Source organism: Bacillus niameyensis (assembly GCF_001375535.1).
In the GTDB taxonomy this organism is placed as follows: domain Bacteria; phylum Bacillota; class Bacilli; order Bacillales; family Bacillaceae_C; genus Lederbergia; species Lederbergia niameyensis.
Genome location: NZ_LN831197.1, coordinates 3,921,042 through 3,946,032, shown reverse-complemented (window position 1 = coordinate 3,946,032; position 24,991 = coordinate 3,921,042). Strand labels below are relative to the sequence as shown.

25 protein-coding genes and 1 riboswitch are annotated in these 24,991 nt (G+C 38.1%); of the genes, 4 read left to right on the top strand and 21 right to left on the bottom strand.

Going from position 1 to position 24,991, the window contains the following annotated elements:
* Positions 1-48: 48 nt before the first annotated feature.
* The 10 genes from BN1243_RS18110 to BN1243_RS18065 form a co-directional block, all read right to left on the bottom strand.
* On the bottom strand, positions 49-288 hold the full coding sequence (locus BN1243_RS18110; RefSeq protein WP_084782089.1) for a DUF2198 family protein: 240 nt from the start codon (positions 286-288) through the stop codon (positions 49-51).
* A gap of 90 nt (positions 289-378) precedes the next feature.
* Positions 379-1,035 (bottom strand): phosphate signaling complex protein PhoU, encoded by a 657-nt coding sequence (phoU, locus tag BN1243_RS18105; protein ID WP_154669897.1) that lies wholly within the window; start codon positions 1,033-1,035, stop codon positions 379-381.
* A gap of 17 nt (positions 1,036-1,052) precedes the next feature.
* A complete protein-coding gene (pstB, locus tag BN1243_RS18100) occupies positions 1,053-1,841 on the bottom strand; it encodes a phosphate ABC transporter ATP-binding protein PstB (RefSeq protein WP_154669964.1) in 789 nt (262 codons plus the stop codon).
* 35 nt (positions 1,842-1,876) lie between these two features.
* Positions 1,877-2,755, bottom strand: a complete 879-nt coding sequence (gene pstA / locus BN1243_RS18095) for a phosphate ABC transporter permease PstA (protein ID WP_062109176.1) — start codon at positions 2,753-2,755, stop codon at positions 1,877-1,879.
* Complete coding sequence (pstC, locus tag BN1243_RS18090) at positions 2,755-3,702, bottom strand: phosphate ABC transporter permease subunit PstC (protein WP_062109173.1); 948 nt, start codon at positions 3,700-3,702, stop codon at positions 2,755-2,757. The genes pstA and pstC overlap by 1 nt, the downstream gene beginning before the upstream one ends.
* A gap of 50 nt (positions 3,703-3,752) precedes the next feature.
* Positions 3,753-4,754 (bottom strand): PstS family phosphate ABC transporter substrate-binding protein, encoded by a 1,002-nt coding sequence (locus BN1243_RS18085; RefSeq protein WP_062109171.1) that lies wholly within the window; start codon positions 4,752-4,754, stop codon positions 3,753-3,755.
* Positions 4,755-4,969: 215 nt separating this feature from the next.
* Entirely contained in the window at positions 4,970-6,742 is a 1,773-nt protein-coding gene (gene pnpS / locus BN1243_RS18080) for a two-component system histidine kinase PnpS (RefSeq protein ID WP_230200253.1), read from the bottom strand.
* A complete protein-coding gene (locus tag BN1243_RS18075; protein WP_062109169.1) occupies positions 6,742-7,437 on the bottom strand; it encodes a response regulator transcription factor in 696 nt (231 codons plus the stop codon). Before BN1243_RS18075 ends, pnpS begins: the two co-directional genes overlap by 1 nt.
* A 254-nt stretch (positions 7,438-7,691) precedes the next feature.
* Positions 7,692-9,794 (bottom strand): heavy metal translocating P-type ATPase, encoded by a 2,103-nt coding sequence (locus tag BN1243_RS18070; protein WP_062109166.1) that lies wholly within the window; start codon positions 9,792-9,794, stop codon positions 7,692-7,694.
* 20 nt (positions 9,795-9,814) lie between these two features.
* On the bottom strand, positions 9,815-10,129 hold the full coding sequence (locus BN1243_RS18065) for an ArsR/SmtB family transcription factor (protein WP_062109164.1): 315 nt from the start codon (positions 10,127-10,129) through the stop codon (positions 9,815-9,817).
* 265 nt (positions 10,130-10,394) lie between these two features.
* Between BN1243_RS18065 and BN1243_RS18060 the strand changes: the two genes are divergently transcribed.
* Together BN1243_RS18060 and BN1243_RS22780 are read left to right on the top strand one after the other, a co-directional pair.
* Positions 10,395-10,637: an indolepyruvate ferredoxin oxidoreductase subunit alpha gene (locus BN1243_RS18060; RefSeq protein ID WP_195892132.1), complete on the top strand. Its 243-nt coding sequence runs from the start codon at positions 10,395-10,397 to the stop codon at positions 10,635-10,637.
* A gap of 198 nt (positions 10,638-10,835) precedes the next feature.
* Positions 10,836-11,045 (top strand): hypothetical protein, encoded by a 210-nt coding sequence (locus BN1243_RS22780; protein ID WP_230200252.1) that lies wholly within the window; start codon positions 10,836-10,838, stop codon positions 11,043-11,045.
* A gap of 1,931 nt (positions 11,046-12,976) precedes the next feature.
* On the opposite strand, the gene BN1243_RS18055 is transcribed toward BN1243_RS22780, so the two are convergent.
* Positions 12,977-13,726, bottom strand: a complete 750-nt coding sequence (locus BN1243_RS18055; protein WP_062109160.1) for a class I SAM-dependent methyltransferase — start codon at positions 13,724-13,726, stop codon at positions 12,977-12,979.
* A gap of 211 nt (positions 13,727-13,937) precedes the next feature.
* Here BN1243_RS18055 and BN1243_RS18050 point away from each other — a divergent pair, with 211 nt between their 5' ends.
* On the top strand, positions 13,938-14,180 hold the full coding sequence (locus tag BN1243_RS18050) for a DUF2642 domain-containing protein (protein WP_062109158.1): 243 nt from the start codon (positions 13,938-13,940) through the stop codon (positions 14,178-14,180).
* Between the two features lie 93 nt (positions 14,181-14,273).
* Here BN1243_RS18050 and BN1243_RS18045 read toward each other — a convergent pair whose 3' ends face one another.
* Positions 14,274-14,609: a metal-sensitive transcriptional regulator gene (locus BN1243_RS18045; RefSeq protein WP_154669896.1), complete on the bottom strand. Its 336-nt coding sequence runs from the start codon at positions 14,607-14,609 to the stop codon at positions 14,274-14,276.
* Between the two features lie 204 nt (positions 14,610-14,813).
* Between BN1243_RS18045 and BN1243_RS18040 the strand changes: the two genes are divergently transcribed.
* On the top strand, positions 14,814-15,017 hold the full coding sequence (locus BN1243_RS18040) for a hypothetical protein (protein WP_062109149.1): 204 nt from the start codon (positions 14,814-14,816) through the stop codon (positions 15,015-15,017).
* 33 nt (positions 15,018-15,050) lie between these two features.
* Here the strand turns inward: BN1243_RS18040 and BN1243_RS18035 are convergent, their stop codons facing one another.
* From BN1243_RS18035 to cls, 9 genes are all read right to left on the bottom strand, one after another.
* Positions 15,051-15,491 (bottom strand): disulfide oxidoreductase, encoded by a 441-nt coding sequence (locus tag BN1243_RS18035; RefSeq protein ID WP_062109147.1) that lies wholly within the window; start codon positions 15,489-15,491, stop codon positions 15,051-15,053.
* Positions 15,492-15,495: 4 nt separating this feature from the next.
* A complete protein-coding gene (locus tag BN1243_RS18030; protein ID WP_062109145.1) occupies positions 15,496-16,161 on the bottom strand; it encodes a DsbA family protein in 666 nt (221 codons plus the stop codon).
* A gap of 127 nt (positions 16,162-16,288) precedes the next feature.
* Positions 16,289-17,473, bottom strand: coding sequence for a PDZ domain-containing protein (locus BN1243_RS18025; RefSeq protein WP_062109143.1), 1,185 nt, complete (start codon positions 17,471-17,473; stop codon positions 16,289-16,291).
* Positions 17,474-17,640: 167 nt separating this feature from the next.
* The gene (locus BN1243_RS18020) at positions 17,641-19,074 is read right to left on the bottom strand and encodes a S41 family peptidase (RefSeq protein WP_062109140.1); all 1,434 of its coding nucleotides are present in this window, start codon (positions 19,072-19,074) and stop codon (positions 17,641-17,643) included.
* A 123-nt stretch (positions 19,075-19,197) separates the two neighbouring features.
* A complete protein-coding gene (locus BN1243_RS18015) occupies positions 19,198-20,172 on the bottom strand; it encodes a homoserine dehydrogenase (RefSeq protein ID WP_062109138.1) in 975 nt (324 codons plus the stop codon).
* Between the two features lie 170 nt (positions 20,173-20,342).
* Positions 20,343-21,641 carry an O-acetylhomoserine aminocarboxypropyltransferase/cysteine synthase family protein gene (locus tag BN1243_RS18010; protein ID WP_062109137.1) on the bottom strand — a complete coding sequence of 433 codons (1,299 nt, stop codon included), beginning with the start codon at positions 21,639-21,641 and terminating at the stop codon, positions 20,343-20,345.
* Between the two features lie 115 nt (positions 21,642-21,756).
* A riboswitch (SAM riboswitch) is annotated at positions 21,757-21,869 on the bottom strand.
* A gap of 90 nt (positions 21,870-21,959) precedes the next feature.
* Complete coding sequence (locus tag BN1243_RS18005; protein ID WP_062109135.1) at positions 21,960-22,562, bottom strand: peroxiredoxin family protein; 603 nt, start codon at positions 22,560-22,562, stop codon at positions 21,960-21,962.
* On the bottom strand, positions 22,555-23,169 hold the full coding sequence (locus BN1243_RS18000) for a hypothetical protein (protein WP_062109133.1): 615 nt from the start codon (positions 23,167-23,169) through the stop codon (positions 22,555-22,557). Before BN1243_RS18000 ends, BN1243_RS18005 begins: the two co-directional genes overlap by 8 nt.
* Positions 23,170-23,202: 33 nt before the next feature.
* Positions 23,203-24,657, bottom strand: coding sequence for a cardiolipin synthase (cls, locus tag BN1243_RS17995; RefSeq protein WP_062109132.1), 1,455 nt, complete (start codon positions 24,655-24,657; stop codon positions 23,203-23,205).
* Between the last annotated feature and the right edge of the window lie 334 nt (positions 24,658-24,991).

Sequence of the window (24,991 nt, the reverse complement as noted above, 5' to 3'; positions counted from 1 at the left end):
AGCAATAAAAAAATCCAGCTAAAAGGTTAGACTGGATCTGAAATATTGTTATGAAGCTTTTTTCGGGTTCTTCCTCTTCACCATAAAATAGTTGGTGAAACAAAGACCTAGTGTTAAAGAAGCTGCTTCAATTAAAATCAGCCACCAAGAATTAAGGTAACCCTTATAAGCTGATACAACGATTAATGCCAATGTTAAGATAAATCCTACTGTTCTTCTATACGTAATTCTTGTAAAAAAAATCATCATGAGTGCTGGCAAAAAAATAGCAGAAAAGATTTTATCCACTGTTCTATCAACCCCAAGGTTTAATTTCTACTTTCAGTTTTTCGCAAAATCCAAAAAAAAGCAAGTATTATTTCCCTCGGTAGGTTCAAGTTAATTCAATTCCACTGATTCCCCTGATGAAAGATAAATAATGGACTCACAAATATTTGTGACATAATCCCCTATTCGCTCCAAGTATTGGGCAACTAAAAGCAAATGGCTAGCTTGATTGATTAACATTTTTTCCTCATTCATAATCCGAACTAAATCATTGAATACTTTCTGATAATAGGAATCTACTTCATCATCTTTATCGGCAATTTTAACAGCACTTTCCTGATTTACCTCAATATAAGCCTCAAGAACATCACGAATCATTCGTTTGACAAGCTCTGCCATTTTGGGAATATCAATTAACGGTTTTGCATAAATCTCATTTTGAAGTTTGATCGTTGTTTCAGCAATATTGACAGCGTGGTCGCCCATTCTTTCAAGATCGGTTGATACCTTTAATGCTGTTATAATTTTACGTAAATCGCTCCCTACAGGTTGCTGTAGGGCAATCAAATTCAAGCAAATTTTTTCGATTTCCATTTCTGCTTGATTAATTTCTTTATCGCGGATCATCACTTGATGAGCAAGTTTAACATCTTTATGAATGAGTGACCGTACAGCATTATGAACAGATTCTTCCACCATCGTTCCCATTTTTAACAGATAACCATGCAGTTTCTGGAGTTGCTCTTCAAACTGGCTTCTTGTCACCATCTATACTCCTCCTTGGATCATCCGAATCTACCCGTAATATAATCTTCCGTCCTCTGATCATTTGGGTTAGAGAAAATTGTAGATGTGTTATGATATTCCACTATTTCTCCGTTTAGAAAGAAAGCAGTTTTATCAGAAATTCGTGCTGCTTGTTGCATATTGTGAGTAACAATAATAATACTGTAATCTTCCTTTAATTCTTGAATAAGCTCCTCTACTTTTAAAGTAGATATCGGATCAAGTGCAGAAGTCGGTTCATCCATCAATAAGACATCCGGCTCTATAGCAAGACATCTTGCGATACATAATCTTTGTTGCTGACCACCCGATAGGCCATATGCATTTTCATGTAATCGATCCTTCACTTCATCCCAAATCGCAGCTCTTTTTAGACTCATCTCGACTATGCCGCCCAAAATCTTCTTATCACGTATTCCATGAATTTTAGGACCATATGCAACATTTTCATAAATAGATTTTGGAAAAGGATTCGGCTTTTGAAAGACCATTCCTACCTTAGTCCGTAACTCTTCCACTTGATATTTTTCCTGTAGTATATTTTCATCCCTATAGAAAAGTTTCCCTGTCATTTTAACGGATGGCACTAGCTCCACCATCCGATTAAGTGATTTAAGAAATGTTGATTTCCCGCAACCTGATGGACCAATGATCGCTGTTACATTATTTTCGTATATGTCAAAATCAATATTTTTTAATGCATGATCTTTTCCATACCAAAGATTTAATTTGTCAGCTTGAAAAACTTTCTTTCCTTCTAAAAGTTGATCTGAGCTAATTTTATCCATTTCCTGAACTAAAGTGGCTTCCAAATTAGCACCCCCTAATATCGTTTGGAAAATTTATTTCGAATGATTACTGCTATGGAATTCATCACGATTAGCATGAACAGTAAAACAATAATGCCAGCAGCTGCTACTTCGTGGAATTCCGTTTGTGGCCGACTCATCCAGTTGTATATTTGAATAGGCATAACTGTAAATCCGGACCAAATATTTTCGGGTACAAAGGAAACGAAGGTTAATGCCCCGATCATAATGAGTGGTGCTGTTTCTCCAACCGCTCGTGATAGCGCCAAAATTCCACCTGTCAAAATACCGGGAAGAGCCGCTGGCAAAACAATCCTACTAATCGTTTGCCATTTTGTCGCCCCCATTCCATAGGAGGCTTCTTGAAGTTCTTTAGGAACAGCTCTCATTGCTTCCGATGAAGCAACAACAATAATCGGTAAAATGAGTAAGCTCATAGTCAATCCACCTGCAAGTACACTCCTACCCATTTCCAGCATCCGAACAAATACTGTAAGACCAAGTAACCCGAAAACAATCGAAGGGACACCTGCGAGATTAGCAATATTCATTTGAATCATAGAAGTGAGACGGCTTTTTTTAGCATAAAATTCGAGATAAATAGCACAACCAACACCAAGAATGATTGACACGGGAGCCGTTACAGCAATTAACCAAATGGTCCCGAATATGGCAGCTTTAATACCAGCCTGTTCCGGCTTACGCGAAGCAAAGCTTGTAAAAAAGTCAAAATCCAGATAACTCCAGCCTTGTGTGACAATCCGATAAATCAATATAATTAATACGAGTAACGATAAACCAGTTGCGAGTCCAAACAACCATTTTAGCAATCTATTAATCCAAAGCCGCTTTTCAATGCGGTTCTTTACGGTTTGATGATCGATTACCTTCATTAGTAAACCTCCCTAAAACGTTTCGAAATCCATTGAGCAAATAGGTTCATTATGAAAGTAAAAAGAAAGAGAGTCATTCCCACCGCATAAATGCTATAGTAAATCGTGGAACCATAGGTCGCATCTCCAAGGCTGACTTGGACAATGTAAGCTGTCATCGTTTGAATCGTTTCGGTTGGGTCTAATGTCAAATTCGGTCTAGAACCCCCAGCAATAGTTACAATCATCGTTTCGCCAATCGCTCGTGAAATAGCAAGGACAAAAGATGCGACTATACCTGATAATGCTGCTGGCAAAACAACCTTAATTGTTACCTCTAGCTTAGTTGATCCCTGAGCTAAAGCACCTTCTCTTATAGAATTCGGTACAGCCCCCATCGCCTCTTCCGATAATGAAGCAATCATGGGAACTATCATAATTCCGACGACAATTCCCGGGCTTAATGCATTGAAAAAATTCAAATCGGGAATGATCTTTTGCAAAACAGGTGTAACAAATGTCAAAGCGAAGAATCCATATACAATAGTTGGGATGCCCGCTAATACTTCAAGAACTGGCTTTACAATCTTTCTTACACGTTCACTTGCGTACTCACTTAAATAAATAGCAGCAGCCAAGCCAATTGGAATCGCAACAGCCATCGCAATCACCGTAACAAGCATCGTTCCTGATATAAGGGATATGATCCCGTATTGTGGATCACTTTCAAAAAAAGGAAACCATTCCTTACTCGTTAGAAAGTGAAGAAATTCGACTCTTTGAAAAAACGTAAACGTCTCGACAAGCAAAGTGGCAACAATTCCAATCGTTGTGAAAATTGATAGAATGGCCATCATAAACAGCAACACGGGAATTGATTTTTCAATTAGTCGGCGTTGAAAGCGTCTCTTTACCTTGCCTTTTTCAATCAGGCTACTGATAGATATTTTTTCAGTATTCCCATCCATGACAGTTTCACCACCTTAAAAATTGAACATTTTAGAGAAAAGAATCGTTCCTATTGAACGATTTCTTCTAATTTTTCTAATGCTTCATTATATTCATCTTGATTTAGGCTAATATAACCAACTTCTTCCGCTAGCGGTCCGCCATTTTCAAGTGCAAATTTAACATAGTCATAAACATGGGGTTTTCCTTGTAGTGAATCATTACGAACATAAATATAAAGTGGTCGAGATAGTGGTTCGTATTCCCCATTCATAATCGTTTCATTACTTGGTTGTACCGCGTCGCCCTTACTATTTACAATTGGAACGACTTTCAAATTATCTTGATTTTCGTAATAATAAGCATATCCGAAGAACGCCATTCCACCTTTATCTCCCATAACACCTTGTACAAGAACATTATCATCTTCTGAAAGAACAGCATCTTTTCTCATTTGTTCATCTTCCAAAATAACTTCATTCCAGTAATCATATGTTCCCGAATCTGTACCAGGACTATAGAAAGAGATCGGTTCTTCCGGCCATCCTTCACGGACATCTGCCCATGTTTTAACATTTCCGCTTTCTGTCCACATCTTTTTCAATTCTTCCAAAGTTAAATGATCAACGAAATCATTATCCTTATTAATAACAACTGACAGACCGTCATAGGCTATGGCAAATTCAGTATAGTTCGTTTTTGCAGCCTCTAGCTTTTCGATTTCTTCATCTTTTATAGGGCGAGAAGCATTGCTAATATCAGTTTCACCAGCAATAAATTTTTTAAATCCTCCCCCTGTACCAGATACGCCAACTGGAGCCTTAACATCTGGTTCCTTCCCTAAATATTCTTCTGATATAGCTTCCATAATCGGAAATACCGTGGAAGAACCATCAATACCGACTGTACCAGACAATTTCTCTTCATCAGTTTTACTTGTTGCTTCAGTACTATCTGATTTAACAGGATCAGAATTAGACCCATTTGTTGCTGATCCATCCCCATTCCCACATGCAGCTAGGAATAAAATCATTATGAACGCCCAGGCACAGACTACTAATTTACGATTCATCCAAAATCCCCCTATGAATATATTTTTTCTCTTTACAAGGCTATCTTACAGCGGGTATATAAATTTTAATTGAATACTTTGTAAAGCTTTTGTAAAAATCGACTAAAGTAAGAGACGAGAAATTTTAGGGCGGATGTTTGCTTTTGCTCAAAGTTCGAGAAAAAATGCAAAAAGAAATGGAGAAAAACGTATTGTTTTTCTCCACTAAGCTATAATTATATTTGTTTATTAGGAAGGATGATGAGGAAGGTTGTACCTTCTCCTTCTGTACTATCTACTCGAATAGTCCCATTGTGGGATTCAACCAAATGTTTAACGATGGCCAATCCCAGGCCTGTCCCGCCTGAACTACGAGATCGAGCTTTTTCGACTCGATAAAAGCGTTCGAAAATTCTTGGCAGATCATTCGCTGAAATTCCAATCCCTGTATCAGAAACTTGTATATAAATTTTGTCCTTTTCCTTCCACGTCTTAATCGAAACTTCCCCACCCTCAGGAGTATAGGCGATCGCATTCGAGATCAGATTCAGTGCAATTTGCTCGACTCGATCCTTTTCACCTTCCATCCATGTCTCAACCTTGTTAGGAACAAAACGTATCTTCTGTTGCTTTTTCTCAGCTGCCTTCTGAACAGATTCTATTGTGTTTAAAATAGCTTGATCTAAAGAAAAACTCTCTATTTTCAACGGCATTCTTTGATGCTCAATCTGCGATAAGTAAAGCAAATCTTTAATTAATCTATGTATACGTTCACTTTCCTTATAAATAATTTGCAAAAAGTCACGACGCAAATTTGGATCATCCATGGCGCCTTCTAGTAAAGTTTCTGTAAAACCTTTAACTGAAGTCACGGGGGTTTTTAATTCATGAGACACATTGGCAACAAACTCACTGCGCATTCTTTCAAGTCTGCGGACCTCGGTTACATCATGAAGTACCGCAATCAATCCTCTCATTTTCCCATTAAAATATACATAAGGCGCAATATGTGCATCGATGATTCGTTCCTTTGGATAAAAAAACTGAATCTCCTTCCGACGTTCAACACCATTTTTTAAACATTGTTCTAACAGTCTGGAAAAATCGGAATTTCTTCCTACTTCTAAATAATGTTTATCTTTTAATGTGTTTGGGTCACGTGAAAATAAAGCCCCCATAGCAGGGTTCGCTAATAAGATCTTCCCTTGTAAATCAATGAGCAGAATACCACTCGTCATATTCGTCATAACACCAGAAAGGCGCTCCTCATTTTCCTGAATCTCCTCCAATTGCTTTTCTAAATTAGAGGCGAGGTTATTAATGGAATTAGCTAATTGCCCTAGTTCACCTTTCGATTTCCGATTTACGCGCACACTATAGTCTTTTTCATTCAGCTTTTTTGAAACATCGATCATTTCTTCAATAGGCTTTGAAATACCTTTCGCCAACTTCATTCCAACTAAGCCAGTTAAGAGAAAAGTAGATATTTGAAAAAGAGCTATTCGTTTCCATAATTCTTGTATAGCCAGATTCATTTGTTCCATTGAAAGAGAAATTCTAACAACACCGGATATCTCCTTACCACTTTTTACTGGAATTGTTACATACATCATGTCCTCTTTTAAAGTATCACTATGACGGACGGATAGTCCGACTTCCTCATGATCATTTAAGATCGCCTCCACCTCAGGACGTTTAGCATGATTCTCCATTTGCTCCCGCTCATCTTCTGAATCTGCTAATACTTCACCTGATCTATGAATGATCGTAATTCTGGAATCTAATGATTGAGACAACAGTCTAATTTTTTCCTCAAGATCACTAGAAGCTAGGGATGTATCGTCTAAAGTATTTAATACTATCATTGCTATTTCCACTAAGTGGTCTCTCTTTGATTCGTAATATGTATCTTTCATTTTATCCGTCATAAAAAGGCCAGAAACTAGAAGAAGAAAAGAAATAAGGATAAGAAAATAAAAAGTCATACGAACCCAAAGTTTATGAATCATCACAGTTTCTCCAATTTATAACCGAACCCTCTAATTGTCTTAATGTAAACAGGTTTTTTTGTATCATCCTCAATTTTATCTCGTAAATTACTTATATGGACATCCACAATTCGCGAATCCCCGACAAAATCATAATTCCACACTGAATCCAGTAACTGTTGACGGCTTAATACTTTCCCTTGGTGTTGAGCTAAATACAATAAAAGTTCAAATTCCTTCGGCGTTAAATCAAGGAGTTCCCCAGAACGTTCCACTTTGTATTCATCGGGATAAATCTTTACAGTACCAAATTGAATAACTTTTTCAGTTTGTTCTTCTTGATCTAAGCTAGGGGTCGCTCTCCGTAAAATAGCTTTGACTCTGGCGATAACTTCTCTAGGACTGAATGGCTTCGTCATATAATCATCGGCGCCCAATTCTAGTCCCAGTATTTTATCAAGCTCATCATCTCTAGCTGTTAGCATTAAAATAGGAGTTTTAATTTTTTCTTGTCTTAAAGTTTTACATAGATCAATTCCATCCATACCTGGAAGCATCAAGTCTAAAATAATGATATCCAGTTTTTCATTTCTGGCGATTTCCAATCCAGTAATCCCATCACTAGCTGTTATCACATCAAATCCTACTTTTTCCAGATTATATTGTAAAAGAGTCATAATTGAAGGTTCATCTTCCACAACTAAAACTTTCCCCATTAAAAATACCTCCTTTCAGAACAAAAAGTGCAGGTCTATGGCTAGTCAACTTTAGACTAAAGCCTAGAAGTTTGCTAGTCAATGTACGCCTCCTTTAGGACGTCTGTCCGTCGGAGCTAGACGAAAGCACTACATAGTTTAAACTTATCTCCACTGTCCAATTTAATTATTTACTAAATAACTCAAAAATGCCAGACTTCTCCACGTATAGTTTATTCGCCATATCTGTGGAGGAGTCCAGCACTTCATAACCCCTATATCTTAAATGTACGTTTTTCTACAAGAACTGTCAAACTGATTAAAGTAACGAGAATTGTTGCACCCATATCCGATAAAATAGCAATCCATAAAGTGAGTAAGCCTGGAATTGTTAATAATAAAGCAATTAATTTTAAACCGAGCGCAAGAGATATATTGAGTTTTATAATGGAATTCACTCTCTTTGCAACTTTAATAGCCGATGGAAGTTTTCCAAGATGATCTTGCATGAGGACAATATCAGCAGTTTCAATCGCACTATCTGTCCCTTTTCCCATTGCAATTCCAAGATCAGCAGTCGCTAAGGCTGGAGCATCGTTAATACCGTCACCCACCATAGCTGTTTTGCCCTTTTTCGTTAATTCCTTTACTTTTTCAACTTTCATATCGGGTAGGAGACTAGCGTAATACTCAGTTAATCCAATTGCATTTGCTACCTTTTCAGCTGTCTTGGAATGGTCGCCTGTCAGCATAATTGTTCGCTTAATCCCGGCATGATACAGTTCAGAAACAATTTCTTTACTCTCCGGTCTGATTTCGTCAGCAATTCCAAACATACCTAATACGTTACTTTCATTCGAAACAATAACCAGTGTATAACCTTCTGCTTTTAATGTTTCTATATCAGCTAACACCGATTTTGAGGCAGCTTCATGCTGAATACTTTTTTCATTTCCTAACCAATATTTCTCACCATTTAAAGTAGCTTCCACGCCTTGCCCTGGAATAGTTTCAATTGATGATGGTTCTATTAATTCGATCGAATAGTCTTCTACTTTCTTCATAACCGCTTTCGCCAAAGGATGGGAAGATGTTTTTTCAATTGAACCTGCGATTCGTAAAAACAACTCCTCCTCATAGGAAATCATTTTCTCGACATGTGGTTCGCCTTTCGTTAATGTTCCCGTTTTATCAAAGGCAATCGTATCAATCTTTCCAAGCTGTTCTAGAAAAGCACCGCCCTTAATTAGAATGCCATGACGAGCATTTCTAGTTATCCCTGAAATTAAAGCAATCGGAGATGAAATGATAAGCGCACAAGGACAACCGACGATTAAAACTGCAAGGCCTTGATAGAACCAATCTCCCCAACCTCCTCCAAATAACGGAGGGACAAACATAACAACTAGAGCAATAATCATAATCGCAGGAGTGTAGTATTTAGCAAAATGATTAATAAATTTTTCTGTTGGTGTTTTTGATTCTTGAGCTTCCTCCACTAGATGAAGGATTTTCGCTAATGAAGAATCTTCATATGCTTTTGTAATTTGTACCTTTAGAACTCCTTCATTATTAATACTTCCGCCAAAAACGGCTTCACCAATAACCTTATCAACTGGTAATGCTTCGCCCGTGATCGCTGCTTCATTAACGGAACTTTTTCCTTCAATAACTAGACCATCTGAAGGGATCTTTTCTCCTGATTTAACGAGTACGACATCCCCAACACACAGATCCTTGATCGGGATTACTTTTTCCGTTTGTCCATTAATAATAATCGCTTCTTTTGGAGCAACTTCCAGTAAGGTTTGCATCGATTTTCGAGCCTTTTCCATCCCGAGGCCTTCAAGGTACTCATTAACGCCAAATAAAATGGCGACTAGTGTACCTTCTTTCCACTCCCCTATTCCGAAAGCACCAATCAAAGCAATCGTCATGAGTGTATCAATATTAAATTTTAATCTAAATAGATTTTTAGCACCTTTAATAAATGTCGTATACCCGCTAAGTGCCGCCCCTACTACATATAAAATGACGGCAATCATTTCGTTCCAGTAGTGTTCTGTAACAATGGCACTTGCAAATAAAGCAACTGACAAGCTAATGAGAACGATTAGTTTCCTTCCACCCTCATGACTATGATCATGGGCATGAGCATGGTCATGCGCTGATTCGTTATGCTCATCTTTTATAAGCATAGCTCCATCACTTGAGAGAATTTTTTCTACTTTTTGCAAAGATATTTCATCAGAAACAACAAGCTTACTTGAGTTAAATAAAATTTTCGCATCTTCTCCGTGATCAAGCCGTTGTATTTCTTCTTCCATTTCCCTAGCGCAATTCGCGCATGAAAGTCCTTTTAATTTATATTCAGCCACTTTTTACACCTCAATCATTGTCAAGTGTGTCTAGCATGGTCAATCGTATGTTCTAAAACATTCATCACGTGATCATCATCATGGGAATAGTAAATGGTTGTTCCTTCTCTCCGATACTTCACGAGTCGTAAATTTTTTAAAAATCGTAGCTGATGAGATACCGTTGATTGTAATAACGATAATTTTTCAGATATTTGGTTAACGGAATATTCCTTTTCAGATAATAGATGTAATATCCGAATACGAGTCGGTTCAGATAATGCTTTGAACGTTTGTGAAACAATAAAAAGCGTCTCTTCATCTAGATCATCATGCTCAGTTGGTAGATTTTCCACTTATTGTCAATCCCCCTACTTCATTATATGTATATATATTCATATATCAATGTCATTATATGCTTCAATCATTAAAATTGTCAACATTTTCACGAAATAGTCATCTTCTCGTGAAGATTCTCCTTTATTGACTAATTGAAAATGAAGTTTGGATTTGCTATATTGGTAATGTATCATTATTGCATTCAATTTTTGTTAGATAGCGATCCGCATCCGATACAATCTTTTTATCGCGCGAGATATCAATATAAAGGTGGTTGTTTTTATGTCATACGTAATAGTAGCTCCATGCATCGGCGAAAAATTCGGCGAATGTGTGGAAGTTTGTCCAGTAGACTGCATCCTTGAGGGTGATGATCAATACTTTATCGATCCAGATCTATGTATCGACTGTGGAGCATGCCAAGCAGTTTGCCCAGTTGAAGCGATCTACCATGAAGAGGACATGCTTCCTGAAGACAGTAAATATTTAGAAAAAGCAAAAGCATTTTTTGCTGCAGCTGAATAATAAAAGCGGAAGCGCCCGGTTAGCGACGTACAAACTTTTAGGCCTTTGACTTATCGCAGGGAAAAGGACAGGAAGTTTGCTAGCCGCTGGGCGCTAGAGCTGGGATTAAATACCAATATTCCTAAAAGGCAAGTTCAGAAAAATGGATTAGTTTTCTGAACTTGCCTTTGTCTTTTTTGAAAGGATCTCTTTTCAGATGTGAGGTATGCTTGGGATTTAATCGTTACCGTTTTACTTGAGAACATCGCATTGCGGGAACGATTCAAGACTTATCGTTACCGTTTTTCCGGAGTTCATCACATAACGGGAACGATTCAAGACTTATCGTTACCGTTTTTCCGGAGTTCATCACATAACGGGAACGATTCAAGACTTATCGTTACCGTTTTTCCGGAGTTCATCACATAACGGGAACGATTCAAGACTTATCGTTACCGTTTTTCCGGAGTTCATCACATAACGGGAACGATTCAAGACTTATCGTTACCGTTTTTCCGGAGTTCATCACATAACGGGAACGATTCAAGACTTATCGTTACCGTTTTTCCGGAGTTCATCACATAACGGGAACGATTCAAGACTTATCGTTACCGTTTTTCCGGAGTTCATCACATAACGGGAACGATTCAAGACTTATCGTTACCGTTTTTCCGGAGTTCATCACATAACGGGAACGATTCAAGACTTATCGTTACCGTTTTTCCGGAGTTCATCACATAACGGGAACGATTCAAGACTTATCGTTACCGTTTTTCCGGAGTTCATCACATAACGGGAACGATTCAAGACTTATCGTTACCGTTTTTCCGGAGTTCATCACATAACGGGAACGATTCAAGACTTATCGTTACCGTTTTTCCGGAGTTCATCACATAACGGGAACGATTCAAGACTTATCGTTACCGTTTTTCCGGAGTTCATCACATAACGGGAACGATTCAAGACTTATCGTTACCGTTTTTCCGGAGTTCATCACATAACGGGAACGATTCAAGACTTATCGTTACCGTTTTTCCGGAGTTCATCACATAACGGGAACGATTCAAGACTTATCGTTACCGTTTTTCCGGAGTTCATCACATAACGGGAACGATTCAAGACTTATCGTTACCGTTTTTCCGGAGTTCATCACATAACGGGAACGATTCAAGACTTATCGTTACCGTTTTTCCGGAGTTCATCACATAACGGGAACGATTCAAGACTTATCGTTACCGTTTTTCCGGAGTTCATCACATAACGGGAACGATTCAAGACTTATCGTTACCGTTTTTCCGGAGTTCATCACATAACGGGAACGATTCAAGACTTATCGTTACCGTTTTTCCGGAGTTCATCACATAACGGGAACGATTCAAGACTTATCGTTACCGTTTTTCCGGAGTTCATCACATAACGGGAACGATTCAAGACTTATCGTTACCGTTTTTCCGGAGTTCATCACATAACGGGAACGATTCAAGACTTATCGTTACCGTTTTTCCGGAGTTCATCACATAACGGGAACGATTCAAGACTTATCGTTACCGTTTTTCCGGAGTTCATCACATAACGGGAACGATTCAAGACTTATCGTTACCGTTTTTCCGGAGTTCATCACATAACGGGAACGATTCAAGACTTATCGTTACCGTTTTTCCGGAGTTCATCACATAACGGGAACGATTCAAGACTTATCGTTACCGTTTTTCCGGAGTTCATCACATAACGGGAACGATTCAAGACTTATCGTTACCGTTTTTCCGGAGTTCATCACATAACGGGAACGATTCAAGACTTATCGTTACCGTTTTTCCGGAGTTCATCACATAACGGGAACGATTCAAGACTTATCGTTACCGTTTTTCCGGAGTTCATCACATAACGGGAACGATTCAAGACTTATCGTTACCGTTTTTCCGGAGTTCATCACATAACGGGAACGATTCAAGACTTATCGTTACCGTTTTTCCGGAGTTCATCACATAACGGGAACGATTCAAGACTTATCGTTACCGTTTTTCCGGAGTTCATCACATAACGGGAACGATTCAAGACTTATCGTTACCGTTTTTCCGGAGTTCATCACATAACGGGAACGATTCAAGACTTATCGTTACCGTTTTTCCGGAGTTCATCACATAACGGGAACGATTCAAGACTTATCGTTACCGTTTTTCCGGAGTTCATCACATAATGGGAACGATTCAAGACTTATCGTTACCGTTTTGCCGAGTTCATCACATAACGGGAACGATTCAAGACTTATCGTTACCGTTTTTCCGGAGTTCATCACATAACGGGAACGATTCTAACTCAAGCGACCAATATTAAAGGACCAACCCAATAATTGAGCGTTGTCATCTACCTCTAGGCACCGAATTCCCTTTTTTTGCCTCCAACACACGATGTCCAATTTTCTCAGCATATTTAGCTAACAATAAGCTGTGTTCCCCTAATATAGTATCAATCGATTCATCGTAAACAACCGCTCCCGCATTATCATGTAACATCTCTTCCCCATATTCAAAAAGTTCTTCAAGAATTGTTCGCGCTTTAAGTACTTGCACATTTTGAAAACCTACACTTTTAACTGTCTCGATCCAGTCTGATTCTGTCAAAATCTGATCGATTTGATAAAACTCCTTTAGTTCTAATTCCTCCTCCTGAACTAAATGATCCTCTGCTGTCATCTCATTACATAGATAAGTCCCTTCAGTTTTTAACACCCTGTATAATTCACCTAGTGATTTTTTAATATTCGTAAACGTAATAACAGACTCTGATATCACTAGATCAAAGTAAGAGTCTGGGAAGGGCAACGGTCCTTCAATATTCGCTTCCAGTATTTCTATAGGTAGTTGGTTTTGATTTAGCCACGTTCGAAAATGTTTAATCATTTGCGGATGTTTGTCAACAGAAACAACAGAACAGCCAAATGTTTCTGCAAGATATCTAGAGGTTTGCCCCATTCCACAACCTGCATCGAGAATTTTGCTATGTTTTCCAATATCTCTTCCTTCAAATAATTGTTTTGTCAAAAAAAAGCCTCCAGGGTGGGCTCCGGCTATTTCCCCTTTAGCTAATGCATCATGGTAATTAATCGTCATATCTAATCCCCCAATTTTTAGCTACTACCGTTACTTTATGATAAGAAGTTCCAAAGGGAAGCTACCCACCTAGTAAATATGACAAAAATTCGGAGTCCACTGTTTGTAGCGATCTATTTCCGCATCTGGCCAATGGTTTTTGTCCATTCAAAAGCTATAAATTGAACATAGATTAATGAGAGAGTTAGATACCTAATTAGGGGGTGCTGTCATGTCAGCCAGGTATTACGATGCTTGCCAACGCGGAATTGGCCGTCCTGTTATGATTAGAACTAGGGATGGGCAAGTACATCGAGGAATTATCGATAGAGTCTCTCCGAGTCATGTATATCTTCGGCCTTTAGCTCGATCCAATTACGGTGGTTATGGATACGGTTGGGGTTGGGGCTGGGGGTTTGGTTGGGGAGTCGCACTTGGAGCCATTGCGACCTTAGCTTTCTTCCCGTTCTTTTAAGAAAGAAGGGTTCCCATAAAATTACTAGGGAACCCTCCATACATATATTAAAATTCCATTACGTGTCAACCACACATTAGTTGGAGTATCACTTTATTTCTTCATCAATTTCTGGATCGTCACTAATACTTCATCCAGGACATCCATATCCCCATCTTGGATTCTCTCAGCTACACAGTTTTTCATATGACCTTCTAGCAAGATTTTTGCTACGCTATTCAAAGCTGCCTGTGTAGCAGAAATCTGGGTAATGACATCATCACAATACGTATCTTTTTCAATCAATCCTTTTATTCCTCGAACCTGTCCCTCGATTCGATTAAGCCTTGTAACCAAATTTTTCTTTATCTTATCGGAATGATGACTTTTTCGTTCTGACGTCGATTCACAATGAGGCTCTTCGTTAACTAGCTTGGGATCTTTAGCCACATATATCCACCTCGTTTTCTAAAATCATATCATACCCCCACACCGTATGCAATGAATTTTAAAATACAACTTCTAATCTGTATCATTATTCGCCTATACACTTATTCCTATCATGAATATGATACAAAGAAACTTTAATCAGTGAGAGTTTTTCCGCCTTTTCATGTTAGAAAAATCTATATCACATAGGCAAGGAGGGTCGAAATGTCAAAAGGTAAAAAGCCAAAAGAAATACATGTAGAAAATTTGATCATCCATGCGAAAAATGTAGAGATCATTGAAGAGCAACGGGATAAGGAACATAGAAGAAATCCGTGGGACTTCTTTTGGGGTAGACCATTGAATGTTGAAGACGAAGATACGTCGACCAATGAGCATCTAGAAGCCGAGAATGTAAAAGAAGAATAAAATAAGAAGGTGAATTCCTGAGAATTCACCTTCTTATTTTTTAGCATCTCTTTGACGAAGCATGAACAATAATACCGTAATAATAGTAAATGCTGTTAATGCTAAGAATGGAATCGTAATAAACCCAAACCAATTGATGTATTGTGCATTACAAGGAACACCTTGTACACATGGCTTGATCGCAGCAAACCCTGGAACTTTTTGCACTAAATAATGATAAAGCGAGATCGAGCCACCAATAATGGTGATAGGCAGCATATATTTTTTAATTCGCGTATCATCACAAAAGGCAGCAATTCCAAGAATAATCGTCAACGGGTACATAGCTATTCGCTGATACCAACAAAGTTCACATGGAATATAGCCCTTAATTTCACTAAAATATAAGCTTCCTAATGTAGCAATGATCGATACAACCCAAGCAAAATAGAGAATATATTCTTGAAAAAAACTAACTGTTTTTTCATTTCTCATGAGTTTATTTCAATCCTTTTTCAATTAATGCCTTAAGCGCCTCATAATCAAATGGCTCATTAACCAAGACACCATTGACGATAATGGATGGCGTCGATTTAATATTGTGCTCAGTGACTAGTTGATTATCCATTTCTACCGCTGCAAGGGTACCTTGCTCTACTATATCCTTTTTTAATTGATCTAGATCAATGTTCGGGGCATGTTCTTTAGCAATATCTAGTAGTAAGTCAGGTGTAACCCATTGCTCATCATGCTGTTGGTTAGTAGGCTGTGCTGCAAATAAAGCATCGTGAAAATCCCAAAATGCTTCAGGGTCTTGATTATAGACTGACTCAGAAGCTAGAGAAGCAAGCAGTGATTCTGGCCCATGAAAAAGAACATTAATAAATGCGAATTTTACTTTACCCGTATCTATATAATCCTTTTTGAGCTTCGGATAAATACTCTCACTCCACCCTGCGCATCCAGGGCATTTGTAATCTCCAAATTCAACAATCGTAACTGGAGCATCAGGATCCCCGATCGTTGGTTGATTTTTAATAGAAACTTCTTTCCCTGCATTCTGTTCTTGATCCGTTTTCTCTAGCTGTTTATTCAAAATGACAATTGCTGCAACAATGACAGCAAATACAAGAACTGTAACAATCATCAACGTCTTTTTGTTCATATGACACCTCTTTAGCTTATATCTATTGCTTCTTATCCTATCATACCCCTAGACGGTACGTAAATATTAGGTAGCAGTTTGGCTGTGTCAGCTTTGTGAAAATATATTTAGCGTATGAACTGTTAACTCATATTGCCTTAGGTGAATGTGATTTATTCCTTTTATCAATAAAAAGGATACCTAGTTCGTGATGATCACCTTCATAAAGTGCTCCTTGAACAAAACGAATTTCTCCATTTTGATCAAAAACTTCTAATTTACAATAAGCACGGTTTTTTAATAATGCCCTATATAATTCATCTTTATTGTTTATTTTTACCTGGTTACAAGTTTGAATGATTTCTCCCGTTTTCAACCCTAACTTTTCTGCCGGTGAATCAGGAAGAACTCCTAAAACCATAACACCATTGTTTCGAGGGGCAAAATAATAAGGTGTAGTATTTTCCTTCACTCGATGACGATAAGCAATCCAAATCCTTCCCAAGATGGCAATCGCAGTAGCAGCGCCCGATATATATATTGGCGAGAAAATACTTGTAGCAGCAATGACTGTTACAATGATCCCAAGTAACAATATTTGTTTACCAAGCCGTTCAATAGCTTTTTCTGGAAGAGTCGTTTGAATTTGTTGTTGAAAACCTAATAAAAAGGGCAAAAGAATCAAGCTATAACTTTCCGTCCCCCAATGAATAACTGGCCACCATTCAAATGGAGCGACAATTGAACCAGTTGGCAGAAATAAAAAAAAGGGCAAAAGCCAAAAGCGCTTCGCTTGCATTGCACCAACCGTAAGTCCTCTTCTGCTTGTCCGAAGCTTTGGTGACACATCTACCTTTCCATTTTTCAACATTAAGATTCCCTCAACCATAACCAACACACCCATTAAAAGAGCAGCCCCTATAAAATAATTCGTTTCCAAAACGGGGAAAAATGAAAGGTTAAGAGAAAGTAACTGGATGATCAAGACCGCTACAATTGGTAAGCCGATGGTGAATGCTGGAGATAATAGACGTGCATTTCCGATAACTGTTAGTACCATAGTAGCAATGGCAATTGCTGATAGAAATGACAACGGAATCGTCATCCCGATTGCGATGAAAAGAACGGTAAGAATAACCCCCACCACAATTCCTGCTGGAAATAAAGATCGCAACTCGTGTAAAGGTTCTTGAATCCTAATATGAAAATCCCGCCGCTCCCTTTTTATTCTAAAAAAACCAGCCGCCATAACCCAAATGATAGAAAAATAGAAAACAGGATGAAGAAAGAATTTCCCAAGCCCCTTACCTATTTCTAATACAAGTTCCAACATTCTGCCACACCCCTTCCTGAACGATAAAGTTACTCCTATTTTAGCAGAATCTCACAACAAATCATATGTGAAATAGCTCAATTCTATTGAAAATATAAGGTTCCAGCAGAAAAAAATAAGGCCAGGCTTCTAATATTTGATTAGCCTGACCCTATCAATCTATATATTTATTGTAGTATAGTTTTCAAAGCTACTTGTAATTGCAAATCATTTTTCTCATTCTGAACGAGCTCTTCAATCTTTTCATCTAATTTCACCGCAGTTTCTTCATTCACCTGTCCAGTAATTGGAAGTTTCTCCATCGATTGAAAAGCTCGTACAGCATTCTCTGTTTGTTTATCAAAATATCCATCTGTCCGTCCGGGTCCATACCCTAAACCTTGTAGTAATTCTTGGGCAATTTTCACATTCTCATTATTCATATCAAGTACTAACGGTTCTTCTAACTGTAGGGCATGGGAATAATAATAAGCAGGTTGCCGAACATCAATCGTCGGAGCGATACCTTTACCATGAATCCAATTTCCATCAGGCGTCAGCCATTTAGCCATCGTTAATTTTATATTACCCCCGCCTTCTAAAGGAAGTGCTTGTTGAACAGTTCCTTTACCAAATGTTCGCTTTCCAATGAGAGAATACCCGTTGATTTCCTGTAATGCTGCCGCTAATATTTCCGAAGCAGATGCACTTCCTTCATCAATTAATACAGTGATCGGATAGGGTTTCTCTTCTTTTAGTTCTGAAAAATAAGTACTTTTCTTTCCAGATCGCTCTTCAATTTGAATATACGGTTTTGCTCCTGTCGCAAGTTCAAGAAGGATTCCTTCGACACTCGTAAGCATGCCGCCAGGATTACCACGTACATCAATAATGAGCCCTGCAATATCTTGTTCTTCTAAATGCTTTAGTTCAGTTGAAAAATCTTTTGCTGTATCTCTAGCAAATGATGTTATTTCAATATAACCGATCTTCTCTCCTGAGCTTTCTTTCACTTCGGAAAAAACGGTTAAAAGAGGCACTTCATCCCTTGTAATTTCGATTGTCATTGGCTTAGGTAAACCACTTCGAATAATTTCAAGTTTGACTACAGTACCTTTTTTTCCGCGAATCCTTTTAGAAGCCTGATATAAATCAAGACCTTCGACACTTTCCCCCTCAATTTTAATAATCTGGTCTTTTGCTTTTAATCCTGCCTTTTCTGCTGGAGAATTTTTAATTGGAGAAATAATGACAAGCTTACCGTCCTGAATTGCGATTTGTGCACCAATCCCATCAAAACTAGAATCTAAGCTTTCATCAAATTTTTCAGCTGTTGCCTCATCCATATAAACGGAATATGGATCTTTTAATGTCCCTACCATCCCTTGGATCGCGCCTTGTATCAAATTTTTTTCATCCACTTCTTCAACGTAAAGCTTTTGAATTAACTGATAGGCTTCTGACACTTTTTCTAAATTTGGTAAAGGGTTTTCCCCTTCTAACTGTACTTTTGCATCATTCACTCCCCCAATAGGGAAAAACCAAGTAAAACAAGCATATACACCGCTCGCCCCTAAGAAAAAGGAGCAAAGGGAAATGATCATTACCCACCTACGCTTCATACACTTCCTCCTCGCAGCACCTTTTAAGCATCTTCCATACATACTATGCGGCAGAAGGACAAGTTATGAAATAAAAGCAAATTCGGGGCGTGACAGGCACGCCCCGAATTTTGTCGAATGGTATTAAACGAGTACTGATGTCGCTTTTTTACTCTGAAAGATATGGATAAAATCTTCAATCATAGCACTTGCTGTTGGTTTGCTTCCCGCTCCAGGTCCTTGGATTGTAATCTTGCCGGCAAGATTTGTCTCGAGGACGATCGCATTGTCGACTCCCTCTACATTGTACAGAGGATGGTTTTCATCCGTAAGAACTGGCTTTACAGATGCTTTAATTTCATTACCAACTTTCTGTATTTCAGCAATGTGCTTGTAGCGACCACTAGCTGTGCGAATTTGTTCATTTGGGATACTAGCAATCCCCGATAAATCAACTTCATCCCAATTTGGTTGGCGCCCAAAGGCTAACTGACTTAAAATCATTAATTTATAGAAGGCATCATAACCTTCCACATCATTGGTAGGATCTGCTTCTGCATAACCAAGCTCCTGAGCCTGTTTTAAAACGTCTGAAAAAGGAAGCTGGTTCTTTCTCATTTCCGTTAAGATAAAATTTGAAGTTCCATTCAATAACCCTTGAATTCTCTCAATCTTGTTTATTTGTAATTGTTGTTTAATCGTGCGAATGATCGGTACGCCAGCAGCAACCGTTGCTTCAAAAGCAATTTCCACATCATGTTCGAGTGCTTTTTGTTGTAGGACCGCACCGTGTTTAGCAAACATCGCCTTATTAGCTGTAATAATATGACATCCTTGCTCAATAGCACGTTTTAAATAAGAAACTGTTGGATCATCTCCAATGATCGATTCAAAAATCACGTTAAGCCCTGGAATAGCTAGGATCTCTTCAAAATCAGTTGTGACTAAGACATCCTTTGCTACTTGCCGCTGCTTTTCTGGATCTTGAATTAATATCCCAACGACTTTCACTTCGGCACCTAGAAGTTTTTTAAGTTGCTCTTGAGAAGTCTGAATCACTTCATAGACTCCTTCTCCAACTGTTCCAAGTCCTAGTAATGCCGCTTTAATGATTGGCATTTCAAATCCTCCCTTAAATAATTATGCATGTACCTTGATAGTAAGAAGAACGCGATAATATAAAGAAAAAGCAAAGAAAATAAATACTGACCTATCTCTAGCGGATTGCTCTCTAAAAGAAAAAGGCTGCAACGCTTTGCGCCCAGCCCCTTATTAATAAATCCAGCTACTTATTTCACAGAAGTTGCTTCTACTGCTTTTGCAATGGCTTGCTCAAGATCAGCAATGATATCTTCAATGGCTTCAAGACCAATAGATAGACGAATAAGTTCTTCTGTAGCACCGACCAGCTTCAACTCTTCCGCACTTAATTGCTGGTGGGTAGTAGATGCAGGATGAATAATTAACGACTTGGCATCTCCAACATTCGCTACATGTGAAAATAACTGCACGTTATCAATAATGAGTCTACCTGCTTCACGGCCGCCTTTTATGCCAAAAACAATCATGGAGCCAGCACCTTTAGGTAAATATTTTTGGGCAAGTTTATAAGATGGATGATCTTCCGAGCCTGGATATGAAACCCACTCAACGGCATCATGTTGTTGTAAAAATTTCACAACCGCTTTGGCATTTTCAACGTGCCTATTAAGTCTTAAATGCAATGTTTCCAAACCTTGAAGGAGTTGAAATGCATTATCAGGACTGAGGCAAGGACCGAAATCACGAAGTAACTGTACACGAAGTTTTGTCGCGAACGCGGCATTTGGTACATCAATACCATAGCGAAGCCCGTGATACGTTTCATCTGGTTCGACAAAATCAGGGAATTTCTCTGAATTCCAATCAAATTTTCCAGCGTCGACAACGACACCGCCAATTACTGTACCGTGACCGCCAATCCATTTTGTAGCCGAATGGATAATAATATCTGCTCCCCATTCAATTGGTTTGCAAAGATATGGAGTTGCAAAAGTGCTATCGATCATTAAAGGAATCCCATTTTCATGGGCGATTTCCGCTACAGCTTCCACATCAAGAACATGAAGACTAGGATTTCCGATAATTTCTCCAAAAATTGCCTTTGTTTTCGGAGTAATCGCTTTTCTGAAATTTTCTGGATTTTTTGGATCGACAAATTTCACATTAATACCATATTTAGGTAAAGAAACGGCAAATAAATTATATGTTCCACCATACAGATCACTAGCTGCGATAATTTCGTCACCGGCACGAGTAATATTCAAAATAGAAAAAGCTATTGCTGCCATTCCTGACGATAATCCAACTGCAGCAGTTCCACCTTCAAGTAGAGCAACCCGCTTTTCAAATACATCAACCGTTGGATTCATAATCCGTGTATAAATATTACCTGTTTCCTGTAGGCCGAATAGCTTTTGAGCATGCTCCGTATTTTTAAATACATAGGAAGTCGTTCTATGAACTGGTACTGCACGAGCACCTGTTTCATCCGGATCCTGGCCGCCATGCAAAAGCAATGTTTCTGGTTTTAAGTTTCCTTGCGTCATAATTTTCCATCCCCCTTAAATTTAAAATATTTGTTTTAGATTCGAATAACGAGTGGAAAAGGATATGTATAAAGCCCTCTTCCAAAATAAGAAGAGGGCTTGATTTCATTTCCTCCCCTTATCTCTCAGACCATTAAGATCTGTAGGATTTAGCACCTTTTCAGATAGAACCCTCTGAAGGTTGCTGGGCATCGCAGGGCCTAATCCCTCCGCCGCTCTCGATAAGAGTATATTTACGATTAAACTTATTGGAAATAAGTATAGCTATTAATCTTTTAAAAGTCAATGAAATGGGAAAATTTATTTAAGCGTGATATTTCACTTAAGCTCTTTCACAAGCTTTTCCATCATTTCCTCATCCATTGGGCCAACAATTTTATTTTGTATAACTCCATTTGTTCCAATAAAAAAAGTTGTTGGAATGGCTATAATTCCATACTGCCTCTCCACATCTCCATCTATATCTAACAGTATTGGGAACGTTAAGCCATATTCATCTTTAAATTTTTCTACTTTCTCACGTTTATTCCCAAGCTTTTCTGACTGTGTCATATTCACAGCAATTACTTCTACATTAAGTTGTTCAGCCTTTTTTTGGAAGAAATTTTCCATATGCGGCATTTCGGCTTTACAAGGGCCACACCAACTAGCCCAGAAATTGAGTAGTACCTTTTTTCCAGAGAGATCTGATAACTTTATCGTTGTCCCATCCAACGTCTCTAATTCAAAATCCGGAGGGATTTCTCCTTTCGCCACCCCTTGAGATATGATTCGTTCTGCATCAAAACCGTCCGCTTCTGTAAGCATATTTTCCATTTGTTGCTTGGCCTCATTTTTCGCACGTGCATCTTGAATAATATTAATGATTAATATACCAGCCAATATTCCGATAATCGCTAGCCCAAAAAACCTTTTATTCACGGAAAAACCTCCAATCTCTTAATGGCAAGCTAAATATAATAACCATTAAGATATACGTTCCCATCTCTGTTGTAAACAATTCTCCACGAAGTGAAAATTGGATTGCCTGTATTCCGGTGAACAAAACAAATAATTGTTCACTCCAATATTTTTTATTTCCTTGTTGTAAATAGAAGAAGAGAAAGAGAGCACCTATGGCTAATTGAATGATCGTCCAAACATAAGATTCTTGTATTAGAAAAGCCGATGCTGCTTCATAGGAAATAATCGCGCATACCCAAGCTGCAACAAAGGAGGACTTTTCATGAGGGTGCTTCCTTAACTTGAAGTAGGCATAAGCAAAAGCTATTGCCATTCCTAGCCAATATCCCTTTATCCCTCCAGAAAAGTAAAGGATGGAAAGCGGATTAGAGAGACTTAATTTAAATTGGAATAAAACAACACTAAACTTCCATATGAAAAACCATATAAAGACGGCGTTTCCAAACAAGTCAGAAACAAACTTATTTTTTCGAAAGTATAGAAATATCGATGTAAGTAGCACAGCAATCAAAATAGCAATCCACGAAGCAGAAATGGATGCTGATCCTACTGTATACCATTTCATTTCATCTCTCACTCCATATTCTTAATCCTTTTCTTACAAAATGGGGGATAGAAGCCTAGAAAAGGATTCCTTAAAGCGAATGTAGAGCGAACGATTTTGATATTGCTCCCATGTTAATTCATTCGACAACTTCATATCTTCATGAAATATATCCACCAATTGCTCGACGAGTACTTGATCGTATAAAAATGCATTAACTTCAAAATTTAATCGAAAACTTCGAACATCTATATTTGCAGTTCCAATAGTAGCAATTTTCCCATCAGCAATAATCTTTTTCGCATGAATAAAGCCATTATCATAAATATAGATTTTTGCACCCGTTTTTAATAAATCTCCTACATAGGAATAGGTAGCCCAGTAAACAAAGGGATGATCAGGTTTATTCGGGATCATCAATTTAACATCTACACCTGAAAGAGCCGCTATTTTCAATGCATCAAGCACACTCGCATCTGGAATAAAATAAGGTGTCTGTATATAAATATATTTCTTCGCTGATGATATTAATTTAATCACACCATATTTGATCTGCTCCCATTCGGAATCAGGTCCACTGGAAACAATTTGAATATCGGTATCACCCATTGGCTCCATCACAGGAAAAAGCCGATCTTCGTAGCTAATCTTGTCAGGTGAAGCTTGATTCCAATCAAGAATAAATCTTGTATGCATTCCATACACGGCTTGTCCGGTTATTTTCAAGTGGGTATCTCGCCAATACCCAAATTTTTTATTTAATCCTAAATACTCATCCCCAATATTAAATCCCCCTACATACCCAAGTTTGCCATCAATAATGACTAATTTCCGATGATTACGGAAATTTACTTGCAAATTTAGATGGGGGATTACAGAGGGAAAAAACGCGCTAACTTTCCCGCCAGCATCAATTAATGGTTTGAAAAATTTCCTCGGCAGTCTTCTCGAACCCATTGCATCATATAAAACTTTAACCGCTATCCCTTCTTTAGCCTTTTTTACAAGTACTTCTAAAAGTTCATTAGCAAGTTGTCCCTTACGGATAATGTAATATTCTAAATGAATATGATCTTTCGCCTCGTTCAAGTCCTTAAAAAGGGAACGAAATTTATCATTACCGTCTGTAAAAATTTCTACATGATTGTCTTGAGTGAGGACGGATCGATCGTTGACGAGCAACATATAGATAAGATCCTTGTATCGAACTGTCCGGTTATCATGAAAAGGAAACTCTCCTCTTTGAAGGAGTTCAATTTGATTTTTCGTAATCTCCATAATGCCGATTTTATTTTTATCTTTCCATTCAAAAATTTTTTTACGACTTAAGTTTTGTCCAAAAATGAGATACAAAATAAATCCCGCAACTGGAATAAAAAACAACACTAAAAGCCAAGCCCAAGTCGCCCCGGCATCACGCCGCTCTAAAAAGACAACAAAGACAGCCAATATAATATTTAATAATAGGACCAAACTTAACAAAGCAGCTGTTAACGATGTAAATGTCATAATAGCTCCTCGCACCCTAGTTTTCCAACTTTTTTTCTATCAGTATTCCATATTTTAGCATACTTAACCAAAACGGGATAGACAAATCAATCTTCCCCTCTCGAACTTTATACCTTCCAATGAATAGCCGCTTATCACATAATTCAAACTAACTTTCTTTTCACATAAAAAAAAAAGTGAATGTCAGATCAAAAAACGCACCAAAGAACTCGGCATTCTTGGTGCGTTTTTAAAAGGTAGCTGCCATAAGTATGGTCTGCTCCCAATAGTATATGAATATGAATTACTTTTAATGAGTATACCACATTACTAAACAACTATTTTTTATCCCGCA

Excerpts from the sequence above, each read along its gene's own strand:
- BN1243_RS18085 (WP_062109171.1), bottom strand. The coding sequence starts at position 4,754 with ATGAATCGTAAATTAGTAGTCTGTGCCTGGGCGTTCATAATGATTTTA.
- BN1243_RS18050 (WP_062109158.1), top strand. The coding sequence starts at position 13,938 with ATGTCAGCCAGGTATTACGATGCTTGCCAACGCGGAATTGGCCGTCCT.
- BN1243_RS18020 (WP_062109140.1), bottom strand. The coding sequence starts at position 19,074 with ATGAAGCGTAGGTGGGTAATGATCATTTCCCTTTGCTCCTTTTTCTTA.
- BN1243_RS18040 (WP_062109149.1), top strand. The coding sequence starts at position 14,814 with ATGTCAAAAGGTAAAAAGCCAAAAGAAATACATGTAGAAAATTTGATC.
- BN1243_RS18015 (WP_062109138.1), bottom strand. The coding sequence starts at position 20,172 with ATGCCAATCATTAAAGCGGCATTACTAGGACTTGGAACAGTTGGAGAA.
- BN1243_RS18010 (WP_062109137.1), bottom strand. The coding sequence starts at position 21,641 with ATGACGCAAGGAAACTTAAAACCAGAAACATTGCTTTTGCATGGCGGC.
- BN1243_RS18000 (WP_062109133.1), bottom strand. The coding sequence starts at position 23,169 with ATGAAATGGTATACAGTAGGATCAGCATCCATTTCTGCTTCGTGGATT.
- BN1243_RS18035 (WP_062109147.1), bottom strand. The coding sequence starts at position 15,491 with ATGAGAAATGAAAAAACAGTTAGTTTTTTTCAAGAATATATTCTCTAT.
- BN1243_RS18055 (WP_062109160.1), bottom strand. The coding sequence starts at position 13,726 with ATGACGATTAATTACCATGATGCATTAGCTAAAGGGGAAATAGCCGGA.
- cls (WP_062109132.1), bottom strand. The coding sequence starts at position 24,657 with ATGACATTTACATCGTTAACAGCTGCTTTGTTAAGTTTGGTCCTATTA.
- phoU (WP_154669897.1), bottom strand. The coding sequence starts at position 1,035 with ATGGTGACAAGAAGCCAGTTTGAAGAGCAACTCCAGAAACTGCATGGT.
- pstB (WP_154669964.1), bottom strand. The coding sequence starts at position 1,841 with ATGGATAAAATTAGCTCAGATCAACTTTTAGAAGGAAAGAAAGTTTTT.
- BN1243_RS18025 (WP_062109143.1), bottom strand. The coding sequence starts at position 17,473 with ATGTTGGAACTTGTATTAGAAATAGGTAAGGGGCTTGGGAAATTCTTT.
- BN1243_RS18060 (WP_195892132.1), top strand. The coding sequence starts at position 10,395 with ATGTCATACGTAATAGTAGCTCCATGCATCGGCGAAAAATTCGGCGAA.
- BN1243_RS18075 (WP_062109169.1), bottom strand. The coding sequence starts at position 7,437 with ATGGGGAAAGTTTTAGTTGTGGAAGATGAACCTTCAATTATGACTCTT.
- pnpS (WP_230200253.1), bottom strand. The coding sequence starts at position 6,742 with ATGATTCATAAACTTTGGGTTCGTATGACTTTTTATTTTCTTATCCTT.
- pstA (WP_062109176.1), bottom strand. The coding sequence starts at position 2,755 with ATGAAGGTAATCGATCATCAAACCGTAAAGAACCGCATTGAAAAGCGG.
- BN1243_RS18030 (WP_062109145.1), bottom strand. The coding sequence starts at position 16,161 with ATGAACAAAAAGACGTTGATGATTGTTACAGTTCTTGTATTTGCTGTC.
- pstC (WP_062109173.1), bottom strand. The coding sequence starts at position 3,702 with ATGGATGGGAATACTGAAAAAATATCTATCAGTAGCCTGATTGAAAAA.